This window comes from Amycolatopsis nigrescens CSC17Ta-90 (assembly GCF_000384315.1).
In the GTDB taxonomy this organism is placed as follows: Bacteria; Actinomycetota; Actinomycetes; order Mycobacteriales; family Pseudonocardiaceae; genus Amycolatopsis; species Amycolatopsis nigrescens.
The window spans coordinates 1,553,554-1,567,978 of the sequence record NZ_ARVW01000001.1 but is presented as its reverse complement, the minus strand read 5'-3'; the positions used below and the strand labels follow the sequence as shown (position 1 = coordinate 1,567,978).

Here is a 14,425-nt window from a genome sequence, read left to right as displayed (position 1 = left end):
GCACGGATGCCTGCCAAGCGCCGGCGCGCCATGGTGCCCTGGCTGTTCCTCGCGCCGTTCGGTGTGTTCTTCGCGGTCTTCTTCCTCGCGCCGATCGGGTACGCGATCTACCAGAGCCTGCTGACCACCAAGCGCACCGGCGCTTTCGGCCTCGGCGGGTCCAAGACGGTGTTCGCCGGACTGGACAACTTCGGGGCCGCGCTGGGCTCCACCGGGTTCGTGGAAAGTCTCGGCCGGGTACTGCTGTTCGCGGTGGTGCAGGTGCCGGTGATGATCCTGCTGGCGATCGTGCTGGCCCTGCTGCTGGACGCCGCGTCGGCGAAGTGGCCGTCGTTCTTCCGCGCGGCGTACTTCCTGCCGTACGGGGTGCCCGGAGTGATCGCCACGATCCTGTGGGGCTTCCTATACGTGCCGGGGATGAGCCCGCTGATCGACCTGACCTCGGCACTCGGCCTGGAGGTGGACCCGCTCTCCTCCGGTGCCGTGCTGTGGTCCATCGCGAACATCGTCACCTGGGCCTTCGCCGGCTACAACATGCTGGTGATCGTCGCGCAGCTCAAGTCGATCCCCGGTGAGCTGTACGAAGCGGCCATTGTGGACGGTGCGCGGCCGTGGCAGGTGATCTGGCACATCAAGCTGCCGCTGATCCGGCCGGCGATCGTGCTCACCACGGTGTTCACCATCATCGGCACCCTGCAGCTGTTCGCCGAGCCCAAGGTGCTGCGGCCGCTGACCGCCGCGATCGGGGTGGACTACACCCCCAACCTGTCCGCCTACACCGAGGCGTTCCAGAACAACAACTACGGCCTCGCGGCCGCGGAGGCGGTACTACTGGCCTTGGGTGCTTTCGTGCTGTCCTTCGGGTTCCTGCATGTGGTCGGGCGTGGGGGCAAGCGGTGAAGGGACAGACCTCCCCGGCGTCCCGGGTGCTGGTGATCGGTGTCAGCGCGGTCTTCGCGGTCTACTTCCTGCTGCCGGTCTACTGGCTGATCGTGGCCGCCACCAAGACCACGGGGGACATGTTCGGCTCCTCCGGGCTGTGGTTCCACCGGCCGCAGCTGCTGACCAACCTGCGGAACGTGTTCAGCTACGACAACGGCATCTACCTGCGCTGGGTGCTCAACACCGTGCTGTACGCCGGAGTCGGCGCGACCTTCGCGACGCTGCTGGCCGCCGCGGCCGGCTACGCGCTGGCCAAGTTCGACTTCCGGGGCAGGGAAGCGGTGTTCAACGTGGTGCTGGGCGGGGTGCTGGTGCCCGCCACTGCGCTGGCACTGCCGCTGTACCTGATGCTGAGCAAGGCCGACCTGGACAACACCTACGCGGCGGTGCTGCTGCCCAGCCTGGTCAGCCCGTTCGGCGTCTACCTGATCCGGATCTACGCCGAGGCGTCGGTGCCGGACGAGCTGCTGGAGGCGGCCAGGATCGACGGGGCGAGCGAGCTGCGGGTGTTCTTCGGGGTGGTGCTGCGGATCCTGACGCCCGCGCTGGTCACCGTGTTCATGTTCCAGTTCGTCGCGATCTGGCACAACTACTTCCTGCCGCTGATCATGCTGTCGGACCCGAAGCTGTACCCGATCACCCTCGGCCTGACGTCATGGCACTCGTTCGCCGAGCGGCAGCCCGACCTTTACCAGATGACGGTGGGCGGCACCTTCGTCGCCGTCATCCCGTTGATGATCGCCATCGCCGCGTTGCAACGATTCTGGCGCACCGGGCTGACCGAAGGGAGCGTGAAGGGGTGAATCTCGTGCAGCCCAGGCTGGGCCGATTCGGGTTCGGCGCGGACTACAACCCCGAGCAGTGGCCGGAAGACGTGTGGCCGGAGGACATCGAGCTGATGAAGCGGGCCGGGGTCAGCATGGTGACCCTGGGCATCTTCTCCTGGGCCAATGTGGAGCCGCGGCCGGGCGAGTACGACTTCGGCTGGTTCGACCGGGCGATGGACCTGCTGGCCGGGGCCGATATCGGCGTCTGCCTGGCGACCATGACCGCGTCCCCGCCACCGTGGCTGGCGCGGCTGCATCCGGGGACACTGCCCGAACGCGCGGACGGCACCGTGCTCTGGCCCGGTGCGCGACAGCACTTCTGCCCGTCCAGCCCGGCCTACCGCGAGCACGCCGGCAGGCTGGTGCGGCAGCTGGTGACGCGGTACCGGGAACATCCGGCGCTGGCGCTGTGGCACATCGGGAACGAGTACGGCTGCCACGTGCCGATGTGCTACTGCGCCACTTCGGCGGAGGCGTTCCGGACCTGGCTGAACGAGCGGTACGGTTCGGTCGAGGCGCTCAACGAGGCGTGGTCCACCGCCTTCTGGTCGCAGCGCTACAGCGACTTCGCCGAGGTCTTCCCGCCGCGGACCGCGCCAACCTTCCCGAATCCCGCGCAGCAGCTGGACTTCCGGCGGTTCTCCTCGGACGCGCTGCTGGAGTGCTTCCTGATGGAGAAGGAGATCATCCGGGAGCTGACCCCGGCGGTGCCGGTGACCACGAACTTCGTCGGCGCCTGGCACCGGGTGGACAACGCGGCATGGGCCGGGCACCAGGACGTGATCTCCTACGACTCCTATCCCGACCCGCACGACGAGCACTCGCACATCGAAGCGGCGTTCACCTACGACCTGATGCGCTCGCTCGGTGGCGGAAAACCGTGGCTGCTGCTGGAACAGGCGCCGAGCGCGGTGAACTGGCGGCCGCGCAACGCGGCCAAGGCGCCGGGGCAGATGCGGCTGTGGAGCCACCAGGCGGTGGCCAGGGGCGCGGACGCGGTGATGTTCTTCCAGTGGCGGCAGTCCCAGGGCGGTGCCGAACGGTTCCACTCGGCGATGGTGTCGCACGGCGGTGCGGACAACCGGGTGTTCCGGGAGGTCGCCGAACTCGGCGCGGAACTGGCCGGGCTGGGCGGGGTGCTCGGCTCCGGCATGGAGGCCGAAACGGCGCTGCTGATGGACTGGCCGAACGGCTGGGCGCTGGAGAGCAACGCGCACCCGGTCGCCGACCTGACCCTGCGGGAGGCCAACCTCAGCCACTACCGGCCGTTGTGGGAAGCGGGCGTTTCGGCCGACGTGGTGCCGCCGAGCGCCGACCTGAGCCGCTACCGGCTGCTCGTGGTGCCGAACCTGTACCTGGTGGAAACCGAGGTTGCCGAACGGCTCGTGGAGTACGTGCGGGGTGGCGGGCAGCTGGTGATGTCGTTCTTCTCCGGCATCGTGGACGGCTGCGACCGGGTGCACCTCGGCGGCTACCCGGCGCCGTTCCGCGAACTGCTCGGCCTGACCGTGGAGGAGTTCTGCCCGCTGCCCGAGGGCGGCACGATCGGGCTCTCCGGCGGATCCGGCACCATCTGGTCGGAATGGATCAACACCGAGGGGGCGGAGGTGCTGCAAACCTTCGCCGAGGGCGAGCTGGCCGGGCGGCCCGCGGTCACCCGGCACCGGTTCGGCGACGGCGTGGCCTACTACCTCGGCACGCGGCCGGACCCGGCGAGCATGGCCGCGATCCTGGCCATGGCCTGCGAAGCGGCCGGGGTCGAGCCCGCGCTGCCGGGCGCGCCGGCCGGGGTCGAGGCCACCGTGCGCCACTCGGCGGACGGCACCAGGTGGCTGTTCCTGTTGAACCACAACGACTTCGAACTGACCGTGCGGACCCCGTCCGGCGAGGTGCCACTCGCCGCCCGCGACGTCCACATTTCCCCAGCGACGTCGTGAGTGAAAAGTGTTGCTGGGGCAACACTTTTCACTCACGACCGCTGACCTGGTGTGCTGGGAGGTAAAGGTGTTCCGTGCGGTGGCTTTGGCAACTCTGCTGGTACTCGGGTCGGCGACGGGGGCGACCGCGGCCGAAGAAGTGACTACGGGCGGGAACTGGACCGGCAGCTGGCAGACGGCCATGTCCGGCACCGCTCCGGATACCGAGCACGGACTGCCGGACCATTCGATCCGGAACCTGGTGCACACCAGCGCCGGCGGCTCGGAAGTCCGGGTCAGGCTGTCCAATGTGTTCGGCAAGGCGGCCGTGCGGATGGGCCACGTCACGGTCGCGCTCGCGGTGGCGCCGGATTCGCCGGACGCGGTGCCCGGCACGATGCGGGCGCTGACCTTCGGTGGTGCCCCCTCGGTCACCATCCCGGCCGGCGCGGAGGCGCTCAGCGATCCGCTGCGGTTCCGGGTGCCCGAGCGGGGTGACCTGCTGGTCACCGTGTTCACCCCGGAACCGTCCGGGCCGGTGACCTACCACCAGGTGGCCAACCAGACCTCGTTCCTCGGCACGGGCGGCGACCACGCGGCCGACGAGTCCGGTGCCGCGTTCACCGGGCGGACCACGTCGTGGCACTACGTCAGCGGGGTGGACGTGCGCGGCGGGCCGGCGCCGGGCTCGGTGGTGCTGCTCGGCGATTCGATCACCGACGGCAACGCCTCCACCCTGAACGCCAACTCCCGCTGGCCGGACCTGCTCGCCGCGCGGCTGCCCGGCCTCGGCGTGCTGAACGCCGGGATCAGCTCGAACCGGCTGCTCAGCGACACCTGGAACCCGAACGCGCTGTCCAGGCTGGACCGCGACGTGCTGACCGCGACCGGTGCCCGCTCGGTGGTGGTGCTGCTGGGCATCAACGACATCGGCGGGCAGCCGCAGCACCACGAGCCGTCCGGCATCATCGCCGCGCTGAAGCAGATCGCCGAGCAGACCAGGGCGAAAGGGCTGCGGGTGCTCGGCGGCACGCTCACCCCGTTCGGCGGATCGAGCAACTACACCGAGGAACTGGAGGGCGTGCGGCTGGCGGTGAACGAGTTCATCCGCACCGGCGGCGCCTTCGACTCGGTGGTCGACTTCGACGCGGCATTGCGCGACCCGGCCGTCCCGCAGCGGCTGCGGCCGGAGTACGACTCGGGTGATCATCTGCACCCGTCCGACGCCGGGTACCGCGCGATGGCCGGTGCGGTGCGGCTGTGGGAGTTGCTGCTGCCCGGCCGCGGGGATCGGTGGACCGGCAGCTGGCAGACCACCATGGCGAACACCGCCACCGAGCACGGGATGCCGGACCGCTCCATCCGCAACCTCGTGCACACCAGCGTCGGTGGCACCGAGGCGCGGGTCCGGCTGTCCAACGCGCTCGGCCGGGTGCCGGTGCTGATGGGCCGCGTCACGGTCGCGGTCGCCGCCAGGCCGGATGCGCCGGACGCGGTCCCCGGCACCATGCGGGAGCTGCGGTTCGGCGGTTCCCCGTCGATCACCATCCCGCCCGGCGCTGAGGTGCTCAGCGACCCGGTTCGGCTCGGCGTGCCCGAGGACGGCGACCTGCTGGTCAGCACCTACACCCCGGAGCCGTCCGGGCCGGTGAGCACGCACCCGCGGGCATACCAGACCTCCTTCATCAGCACCGGCGGCGACCACACGGCCGCCGAGTCGGGCGCGGCCTTCGGCACTCCGACCACTGCCTGGCACTACGTCACCGGGGTGGAGGTGCGCGCCGTCGCGGCCGGCGGCACGGTGGTGGCCTTCGGCGACTCGATCACCGACGGGGACAAGTCGACGCCGAACACCAACCGGCGCTGGCCGGACGTGCTGGCCGACCGGCTGAAGGACCGGCCGGGACCGACCAGGCTCGGTGTGCTCAACGCCGGCATCAGCGGCAACCGGGTGCTCGACGACAGCGCGCCCGGCGGCATCGGCGGTCCCAACGCGCTCGCCAGGCTCGACCGGGACGTCACGACCGCCACCGGCGCGCGCACCGTGGTCGTGCTGGCCGGGATCAACGACATCGGCAACCTCGACCTGCCGGACGCCACCCGGCTGACCGCCGCGCTCGGACAGATCGCGGCGCAGGCGAGGGGCAACGGCCTCCGCGTGGTCGGCGCGACCATCACCCCGTTCAAGGGCTGGCGTTCCTACACCGGGCAGCGGGAGTCGGTCCGGCTGGCGGCCAACGAGTTCATCCGCACCAGCGGCGTTTTCGACGGCGTGCTCGACTTCGACGAGGTGGTCCGCGACCCGGCCGACCCGCAGCGCATCCGGCCGGACTACGACTCGGGCGACCACCTGCACCCGTCCGACGCCGGCTACCGCGCGATGGGCGAGTCGATCGACCTGCGCCTGCTCACCTAGCCCACCGCCCTGAAGTGCAGTTAGCGTGCTAAACGCGCTACCAGGCGTGTGCAAGTACTTCAGGGGTGGAACTCGCGCTGCTGGAAGGTGGAACTCGCGGTGTTGGAAGGTGGGACTCGCGGTGGGGTGAGTCAGCCGGTGGGGATGACCGCGAGGTGGCGGGCGATGTCGAGGACCAGCCGGTCCCACGGGTCGCGCGGGTCGCGGCCGGTCAGTTCGCGGACCCGGCGCAGCCGGTAGCGCAGGGTCTGCGGATGCAGGTGCAGCGACCGGGCAGCCTCGGTGGCCGAGCCGGTGGCGAGGAAAGCGCCGAGGCCGTCGATCAGGTGCTCGTGCCGCGGCTCGGTGAGGCTGCCGAGCACGGCGCGCACGACCGACGGCGGGTGCGCGGTTGGCCGGGCGTTGAGCAGTGCGAGGGTATGCGCGTCGCCGTCGGTGAGCAGCCTGTTCACCCGGTAGGCGTGCGGCGGCGCGGCGTCCAGCGCGTCCGCGGCCAGCCGGTGGGCGGCCGGCAGCTCGTCGATCTGGCTGTTTTCGTTCAGGCAGCCGCACCAGCCGCGCCCGTCCAGCGCTGCCGCGAGCGCGGCACGAGACGGCGGCGGTGTCAGCAGCACGGCCCGGCGACCGCGGGTGGTGACCAGCACCGGGCCGGCCAGCCCGGCGAACAGCGAGCCGGCATCGGCCGCGGTCGCCGCCGATGCCGGGTCCAGCGGCTGCGCCAGCAGCAGGGCCGGGCTGGTCGGCAGGGTGACGCCGAGCTGGTGGCACCGGTCGGCGAGCGCGCCGTGCGAGGTGCGGCGGCCGGCGACCAGGTCGTCGAACAGCGCCTGCACGGCCCGGTCGCGGTCGCCGCTGAGCCGTGCGCTGGTGGCGGTGTAGCTGGTGAACAACGCTTCGGACAGTTCGTCCAGCACCACGGTCCACAGCCGGGTCAGGTCCAGTACATCTTCGATCTCCAGCCGGTCCCGGCCGTGTTCCATGATCAACTCGGTGGCCGTGCCGGTGGCCACCCGGTAGGCGCGCAGCACGGCCGCGAGCGGCCTGCCGTCGGCCGCCCTTGCCGCGCCGATGCCCCGGAAACGGTGCAGGTCCCGCGGCTCCAGCGGAGTATCCTGCACCCAGGAGTCCAGTACCAGGCCGAAGGTCCAGGCGGCGATCGCGCTGACTTCGGCCAGCTGCGCCGGATCGAGCGACCGGTAGGCGGGGATGGTCTCGACCACCGTGGCGACCAGTTGCCGACCGGCCTCGGACAGGTTCGGGGTCAGCTCCGCTCGCACCGTGGCCCGCTCGGCTCGCCCCATCGATTCCCCAGTCCGTGGTCGTCGATTCCGGACAATCTACCCTCGCCAACGGCCCGCTTGTCACTGTGTGATGAACCGGGTGCTCACCGGACCCGAAGTTCGTTGACCGCGTGCTCACCCACGCGACACCTTTGACGCACTGCGTTGGCGTCAAAGGAGACAAGGGATGCGGACCAAGGGTGTGCGGCTCCGCCGCGCGATGACGACGATCCTGGCGGCGGTGCTGGCGGCGGCACTGGTCAGCGCGAGTGCCGGCGCCGCGACGGCGGAGCAGCGCACGGACGTGATGCTGGTCGGCAACAACTGGGACGGCACGGTCGACCTCGTCGACGCCGCCGGGTTCGGCCGGTACCAGCGCGTCAACGTGGTGCCCGACCTGCGGGACCGGATCGCCGGGATGACCCCGGATCAGTACATCGCCTACCTGACCGTGCGCAACACCGCGGGCGAGGGACACGACCAGCTCGTCGACGACATTGCGGTCTCCCCGGACGGCCGGACCCTCTACGTCTCGCGGCCCAGCCTCGGCGACGTTTCCGCCTTCGACATCGCGACCGGCGCCCAGCAGTGGTTCCAGCGCGTGTCGGGTTACCGGTCCGACCACATGGCGCTGGCCCCGGACGGCCGGACGCTGACCGTCTCGGCGACCACCGCGAACGTGGTGAACTATCTGGACACCGCCACCGGCGCGGTCACCGGCTCCACGCCGACGGCCGACTTCCCGCACGAGAACCGCTACTCGCGGGACGGGCGGACGATCTACAACGGCAGTATCGGCAACGTGATCGCCCCGGACGATCCGGCGCTCGACCTGCTCAAGGGCAAGCGCAGGCTGACCATCATCGACGCCGCGTCGAAGACCGTGCGCCGGTCGCTCGACCTCGGCGCCGGGATCCGGCCGTTCGTCGTGCTGCCCGACGAGACCAAGTTGTACACGCAGCTGTCCTTCTTCAACGGCCTGGTCGAGTACGACCTCGCCGAGGGGCGCATCACGCGTTCGGTGCACCTGCCGCTCAGCGAAAAGGCGCAGCAGCTGAAGCGCGAGGACTACCCGCTGGACTCCGCGCATCACGGCCTCGCTGTCAACGCCGCGGGTACGAAACTCTGCGACGCGGGCACGATCTCCGACTACGCGGCCATCCTGTCGATGCCGGCGCTGACCACCGACCGCATCGTGCCGACCGGGAAGAAGCCGTACTGGGCGTCCGCCGACCTGGCCGGCCGCTACTGCTTCCTGGCCAACGCGGACAGCGACGACGTGTCGGTGGTGTCCTTCGACGACGCGCGGGAAGTGGCCAGGATCCCGGTCGGCGACCACCCGCAGCGCATCCGCGGCTATGCGCTGCCGGTGGCGGTGCTGACCCGCTGACCGGCCGGCCGGTCAGCCGCGGAACAGCGCGTTCAGCTCGCCGTAGTCGAGCGGTTCGGCCAGCGTCCGGTAGCTGCCGTCATCGAGCAGTTCCTTGGTGGCGCGCCGGAAGAGGGCGTAGGCGGCCTGCGCGATCGCCGAGCCGATGCTGATCCTGGCGACGCCGAGCGCGGCGAGTTCCGCGACCGAAGGCGCACCGGGGCCCGCCATGATGTTCAGCGGCGCGGCCACGGCTTCGGCCAATGCGGACACCGTCGGAGGATCGACGACGCCGGGCACGAAGATCCCGTCGGCGCCGGCTTCGAGGTAGCCGGCTGCTCGGTCGATGGTGTCCGCCAGCAGGGCGGCCTGGTCCCCGGCGCCACCGGCGACCAGGTAGGTGTCGATCCTCGCGTTGATATACAGCGGAATCCCGGCCCGGTCGGCGGCTTGGCGGGCGGCTGAGAACCGTTCGCCCTGCTCTCCGGCCGGGCGCAGCGGCGCGGCCCCGGACCGATCGGCGTCCTCCAGGTTGACGCCCACGACCCCGCATTCCAGCACCCGCGTGGTGGTGTCGCCGACTTCGCCGGGGCTCGCGGCGTAGCCGCTTTCGAGGTCGGCGGTGACCGGGATGCCCGTCGCGGCGCAGATCCCGGCCACCACCTCCAGCGCGCGGTCACGACCGAGCCCGCCGCCGTCGCGGGCGCCCAGGCTCCAGGCGACTCCGGCGCTGGTGGTCGCGATCGCCGACGCGCCGGCGGCCTCGGCGATGCGGGCGCCGGCCACGTCCCAGGCGTTGGGCAACACCAGCGGGTCGCCTTTCCGGTGCAGGGCACGGAAACGCAGGGCACGGTCGTGGTGGGTGCTCGTCATGGCGGCAAGTCCAGCAGCTCGCATCGCCGATGTCTGGCAGGTTTGCGACACCTACCTTCAGCTGGGCTCGGGCAACGGGTCGCCGGTCTCCAGCAAGGTCTTCAGCCCGGCGAGCAGCTCCGGCCAGCCGCCACTGCCTTCGAGCTTGCCGCTGACCGCCTGGTACATCTTGGTCTCCGCCTCGAAACCGTCGTGGGTGACGGTGAGCCGGACGACCGAGCCGTGCTCTTCGATGTCGAAGGTCACCTTGCTCAGCTTCTCCTTCACCAGCTCAGCCAGCTCCGCTTCACTCCAGCCGAAGTGCTTCGCGTGCATGGGTTGGTAGTTGTGCCAGCTGTAGGAAAGCCGGCGGTACGGGTCGGATTCCAGCACGACCTGGCCGAGGTCCTGCGGGCTCTGGTCGCCCTCCTGCCACAGCAACGGCGAGCCGACCTGCCAGTCCGACTCGAACTCGGTTCCCCAGTAGCGCCTGGTGAAGGCGGGTTCGGTGAGTGCCTGCCAGAGCTGCTTCGGGGTGGTGTTGATGTAGGTGGTGTAGACGAACTCGGGCCCTGCGGTGTTGTCGGTGTTACTCATCGGGACGGACTCCAATGCCTTTTTCAGGTCGGCGAGTGCGTGCACTCGTGCTCGGTCGTACTGGTTGATCCAGCGCTCGGCGATGGCGTTGATCGGTTCGGCGTTGAGGTGGTGCAACTTCTCCCGGCCGTGCCGCACGGTGGTCACCAGGTTGGCGGCCTCCAGCACGGCCAGGTGCTTGCTCACCGACTGCCGGGCCATGTCCAGCCCGGCGCACAGCTCCCGCAGGCTCTGCCCGTTGCGGGCGTTCAGGCTGTCCAGCAACCGGCGGCGGCTGACATCGGCCAGCGCCTTGAACACCTCATCCACGCGAATCCCTTCACCGATATGCAGCCGTTTGGCTGCCTGTAGATTAGGCAGCCAAACGGCTGCATGTCAACCGTTGGCTCCGGGTTAGGGTGTCGGGTATGCCGAAGGACGCTGCCGGGGAGCACGAACCGCGGGCCTGTGGCGCGGCGTTGACCAGGGCGTTCAGCTTTCTCGGCAAGCGTTGGAACGGCGTGCTGCTGGCGACCTTGCTCTCCGGGCCGGCCGGCTACTCCGAGCTGAAGCGCGCGGTGGCCGGGATCAGCGACTCGGTGCTGTCGGAACGGCTCAGTGAACTGTGCAAGGCCGGGCTGGTGCGGCGCACGGTCGACGAGGGGCCGCCGGTCGCGGTGCTGTACGCGCTGACCCCGGCCGGCTCGGCGCTGCTGCCCGCGTTGCGCGAGCTCAGCACCTGGGCGGCGGAGAACCTGTCCGACTGAGCTTGTTGTTGAGGGCTCAACCTGTTAGCGTCCAGGTACTTCGTTTTTAGAAGAGACTTCGTGAATCAAATAACCTTTGACGGGGGAGATCGCCATATGCGCATCGGATTCAGCCTTCCGCAGCTGGGCAACCTGGCCAGGCAGCCAACGGGTGTCGCCCGGTTCGCCCGCGAGGCGGAAGCATTGGGGGCGGCCAGCCTGTGGGTCGCCGACCGGCTGCTGGCACCGGTCGAGCCCACCGTCGGCTATGGCGGCGGCGACACCATTCCCGAGGAGTTCAACTCGATCATCGACCCCTTCGCGGCGCTCACCATCGCGGCCACGGTGACCGAAACCCCGCTGCTGGGCAGCAATGTGCTCAACGCGCCGTGGTACCCGCCGGCCATGCTCGCGCGTTCCCTCACCACCATCGACGCGATCAGCGGCGGACGGCTGGTGGCCGGTTTCGGCAGCGGCTGGTCGCCGGAGGAGTTCCAGGCCGCCGGTATCCCGATGAAGGAGCGCGGCCGCCGCCTCGACGAAGGTCTCGACGCGCTCGAGCAGCTCTGGACGGTCAGCCCGGCCGAGTTCCACGGTAAGTACTGGACCGTGCCCGCCACGCACGCCGAGCTCAAGCCGGTCCAGCGCCCGCGGCCGCCGATCTACCTCGCCGGTTTCTCGCCCGCGGCCATGCGGCGGGTAGCCCGGCGGGCCGACGGCTGGCTGCCGGTGGTCCAGTTCCCGGGGGAGATCGACCCGGACGCGGCCATCACCGCGCCGATGAACCAGATCCGGCGGATGGCCGAGGAGGAGGGCCGGGACCCGGCCGAGCTTGACCTCATCCTGCGCGTCTACCCGAAGGCGACGGCGACCGTTGAGGACATCATCACGGCCATCCGGCGCGCGGAGGACGAGGCGGATGTGCGGCACGTCCTGGTCGACCTGATGTTCCTGGCCAGGGACGTCGACCACGCCCTGGAGATGGCGGGCACCGTCCTGGGCAGCTTCTAGGTACGAACCCAACGTGACGTTCGGCCAGTAGAACGAGCCAAACGTCACGTTGGGCCCTTGTCGGATTTATCGACGACCGGTTGCGGCGGCCGGTGCCGGGCGGGGCTCGAGCCGTCCGGAGCGGCCGAGCAGGTGCACCCCGGACGCGCACGCCGCGCCGATCAGTGCCAGCACCAGCCAGGGCGCCCACGGCACCCCGGCGGCACGGGCGAGGTCGAGTGCGGCGCCGGTGAGCAGGTTGCCCGCCGCGATCCCGATCCCGCAGATCGTGTTGTACAACCCGTAGTGCGTGGCCACCAGCCGGTCGCCGGCGAGCGAGACGATGGTGTCCATTTCGAACGGGAAGACCACCACCGTGCCCAGGGTGAGCAGGGCGACCGACAGCAGCAGCGGGAGAAAGCCGAGCGGCCCCGCGGTCGGCATGGACGCGGTCAGCGCCGGTACCGCCAGCGCCAGCCCCATCAGTGCGAGCCCGGTGGTGAGGCAGCGGCCGTGGCTCCACCTTGCCCGGCACCACGCGGTGACCTTGAGCTGGCCGGCGATCGCGATCAGCCCGGACACCGCGAACAGCACCCCGACCGCGACCGTGCCCACGGCGGCCGACGGTGCCAGCCGCCGGGTTTCCAGCGGCAGCGCCAGGTACACCTGGAACGACAGCACGTACGAGCCGATCATGGTGCCCGAGAAGGCCAGGAAACGCCGGTTGCCCAGCGCCACCCGCCATCCGTCTACAAGGGACTGACCGGCTGGTGTGCTAGCGGCCCTCGAAGGCAGCGAGCGGAGCTGCAGCACGGTCAGCACGGCGAACACCACGGCCGCCACCAGGCAGGTCAGCCGGAAGGCGATCCCGGTCAGTGCCAGCCCGATCAGCGGCCCGAGCAGGATGCCCGACTGGTAGAACACGTTGAACAGCGCGAACGCCTCCACCCGGCGCTCACCAGCGTCCCGTGCCACGTAGGCGCGGACCGCGGGGTTGAACAACGCGCCGGCGAAACCGGTGGCGGCCGAGGCGATCACCAGCGACGGCACCGAGTCGACAAGGCCGAGCATGGCGAACCCGGCGGTGCGCAACGCGCAGCCCGCCACGATCAGCGGTTTGTAGCCGAACCGGTCGGCCAGCGCCCCGCCGAGCAGGAACATGCCCTGCTGGGAGAAGTTGCGCACGCCGAGGATCAGCCCGACCAGCCAGCCCGCCAGGCCGAGCCCCAGCGACAGGTGCGCGGCCAGATAGGGCATCAGCATGTAGAAGCCGAGGTTGATGGTGAACTGGTTGACCGCCAGCAGCCGCACCGGCCGGTCGAAGGACCGGAACTGGCTCAGCACGCTCATCGGCCACCCCCGGCGAGGGCGCCGTCCGGGACGACCACGTTCGCGCACCTGGTCCACCGGTGCACCTCGCGCTCGGCCGGATGCCCGACGACGTCCGGTTCGGCCGCGGGCGCCGCGTCGAGCAGTCCGTGCTCGGCGCAGTACTGGTCGTTGTAGACGGTGTCGAAATACCGCTGCGGCCCGTCCGGGAAGATCGCCGCGATCCTGGTGCCGGCGGGCAGGGTGCGGGCCAGCCAGCCGGACACCAGCGCGACCGCGCCCACGCTCCAGCCGCCCGAGGCGTACTGGGCCGCGGCCAGTGTCCGGCAGGTGTGCACCGACTCGGCGGCGCTGACCCAGTGCACCTCGTCGAAGGCGGCGTAGTCCACGTTGCGCGGATAGATGCTGGAGCCGAGGCCGCGCATCAGCCTGCTGCGGGCCGGTTGACCGAAGATCGTCGAGCCGGTGGTGTCCACGCCGACCAGCCGCAGGTCCGGGAAGAACCGGCGCAGCGCACGGGACACCCCGGCGGAGTGCCCGCCGGTGCCGACCGTGCAGACCAGCACGTCCACCCTGCCCAGCTGCGCGACCAGCTCGGCGGCCAAGGGTTCGTAGGCGGCCACGTTGTCCGGGTTGTGGTACTGGTCGGGGCAGAAGGAACCGGGGTTGCCGTCGAGCAGTTCGGCGACCCGCTGCCGCCGCGCCTCCTGCCAGCCGCCGGTGGGATGCGGCCGGTCCACGAGGTGCACGCTGGTCCCGTAGGCGAGCAGGAGCCGGTGCACGATCGGCTCCATGCCGGGGTCGCCGACCAGCGCGACCGGATGCCCGTGCACGATGCCGGCCAGTGCCAGGCCGAGCCCGAGCGTGCCGCTGGTCGACTCCACGATCAGCCCGCCCCGGCGGAGTTCGCCGCGTTCTTTGGCGCGGGCGACCATGTGCAGCGCCGGGCGGTCCTTCATCCCGCCAGGGTTGTGCCCCTCCAGTTTGGCCCAGAATCCCTTGCCGTCGGCGGTGAAGGGCGTGTCGACCCAGACGACCGGGGTGTTGCCGACCGAGCCGGCGGTGTGCCCCGCGGTGGCCCGCGGCGACGGCACCACCCGGGCAGGGTTGAGTTCATGCGAAAGCATCGGTGATTTCCGTTCTGTGAGTGGTGAAAGGCTCGGGCCGGACGGCCACGGTCAG

12 protein-coding genes are annotated in these 14,425 nt (G+C 70.4%); 7 read left to right on the top strand and 5 right to left on the bottom strand.

Translation table 11 applies throughout. The annotated features are described in order from the left end of the window. The first annotated feature begins 6 nt into the window (after window positions 1–6). From AMYNI_RS0107205 to AMYNI_RS50670, 4 genes are all read left to right on the top strand, one after another. Window positions 7–900, top strand: coding sequence for a carbohydrate ABC transporter permease (locus AMYNI_RS0107205; RefSeq protein ID WP_026360143.1), 894 nt, complete (start codon window positions 7–9; stop codon window positions 898–900). Then, on the top strand, window positions 897–1,745 hold the full coding sequence (locus AMYNI_RS0107200) for a carbohydrate ABC transporter permease (RefSeq protein WP_020667318.1): 849 nt from the start codon (window positions 897–899) through the stop codon (window positions 1,743–1,745). The genes AMYNI_RS0107205 and AMYNI_RS0107200 overlap by 4 nt, the downstream gene beginning before the upstream one ends. Continuing rightward, entirely contained in the window at window positions 1,742–3,706 is a 1,965-nt protein-coding gene (locus AMYNI_RS0107195; RefSeq protein WP_020667317.1) for a beta-galactosidase, read from the top strand. The genes AMYNI_RS0107200 and AMYNI_RS0107195 overlap by 4 nt, the downstream gene beginning before the upstream one ends. 79 nt (window positions 3,707–3,785) lie before the next feature. Next, window positions 3,786–6,101 carry an SGNH/GDSL hydrolase family protein gene (locus AMYNI_RS50670; RefSeq protein ID WP_342667754.1) on the top strand — a complete coding sequence of 772 codons (2,316 nt, stop codon included), beginning with the start codon at window positions 3,786–3,788 and terminating at the stop codon, window positions 6,099–6,101. 131 nt (window positions 6,102–6,232) lie between these two features. Here AMYNI_RS50670 and AMYNI_RS0107185 read toward each other — a convergent pair whose 3' ends face one another. Beyond that, window positions 6,233–7,402: a PucR family transcriptional regulator gene (locus AMYNI_RS0107185; protein ID WP_020667315.1), complete on the bottom strand. Its 1,170-nt coding sequence runs from the start codon at window positions 7,400–7,402 to the stop codon at window positions 6,233–6,235. 166 nt (window positions 7,403–7,568) lie between these two features. Here AMYNI_RS0107185 and AMYNI_RS0107180 point away from each other — a divergent pair, with 166 nt between their 5' ends. Beyond that, on the top strand, window positions 7,569–8,771 hold the full coding sequence (locus AMYNI_RS0107180) for a YncE family protein (protein ID WP_020667314.1): 1,203 nt from the start codon (window positions 7,569–7,571) through the stop codon (window positions 8,769–8,771). A 12-nt stretch (window positions 8,772–8,783) separates the two neighbouring features. Here the strand turns inward: AMYNI_RS0107180 and AMYNI_RS0107175 are convergent, their stop codons facing one another. Continuing rightward, window positions 8,784–9,623 carry an isocitrate lyase/PEP mutase family protein gene (locus AMYNI_RS0107175; protein WP_020667313.1) on the bottom strand — a complete coding sequence of 280 codons (840 nt, stop codon included), beginning with the start codon at window positions 9,621–9,623 and terminating at the stop codon, window positions 8,784–8,786. Window positions 9,624–9,680: 57 nt separating this feature from the next. Further along, on the bottom strand, window positions 9,681–10,508 hold the full coding sequence (locus AMYNI_RS0107170; protein ID WP_020667312.1) for an ArsR/SmtB family transcription factor: 828 nt from the start codon (window positions 10,506–10,508) through the stop codon (window positions 9,681–9,683). Window positions 10,509–10,606: 98 nt separating this feature from the next. Between AMYNI_RS0107170 and AMYNI_RS0107165 the strand changes: the two genes are divergently transcribed. Both AMYNI_RS0107165 and AMYNI_RS0107160 read left to right on the top strand, forming a co-directional pair. After that, on the top strand, window positions 10,607–10,945 hold the full coding sequence (locus tag AMYNI_RS0107165) for a winged helix-turn-helix transcriptional regulator (RefSeq protein WP_020667311.1): 339 nt from the start codon (window positions 10,607–10,609) through the stop codon (window positions 10,943–10,945). 96 nt (window positions 10,946–11,041) lie between these two features. Further along, window positions 11,042–11,935 carry a TIGR03619 family F420-dependent LLM class oxidoreductase gene (locus AMYNI_RS0107160; RefSeq protein WP_020667310.1) on the top strand — a complete coding sequence of 298 codons (894 nt, stop codon included), beginning with the start codon at window positions 11,042–11,044 and terminating at the stop codon, window positions 11,933–11,935. Between the two features lie 66 nt (window positions 11,936–12,001). Here AMYNI_RS0107160 and AMYNI_RS0107155 read toward each other — a convergent pair whose 3' ends face one another. Together AMYNI_RS0107155 and AMYNI_RS0107150 are read right to left on the bottom strand one after the other, a co-directional pair. After that, a complete protein-coding gene (locus tag AMYNI_RS0107155) occupies window positions 12,002–13,264 on the bottom strand; it encodes an MFS transporter (RefSeq protein WP_020667309.1) in 1,263 nt (420 codons plus the stop codon). Continuing rightward, a complete protein-coding gene (locus AMYNI_RS0107150) occupies window positions 13,261–14,370 on the bottom strand; it encodes a PLP-dependent cysteine synthase family protein (protein WP_020667308.1) in 1,110 nt (369 codons plus the stop codon). The genes AMYNI_RS0107155 and AMYNI_RS0107150 overlap by 4 nt, the downstream gene beginning before the upstream one ends. Window positions 14,371–14,425: the final 55 nt, after the last annotated feature.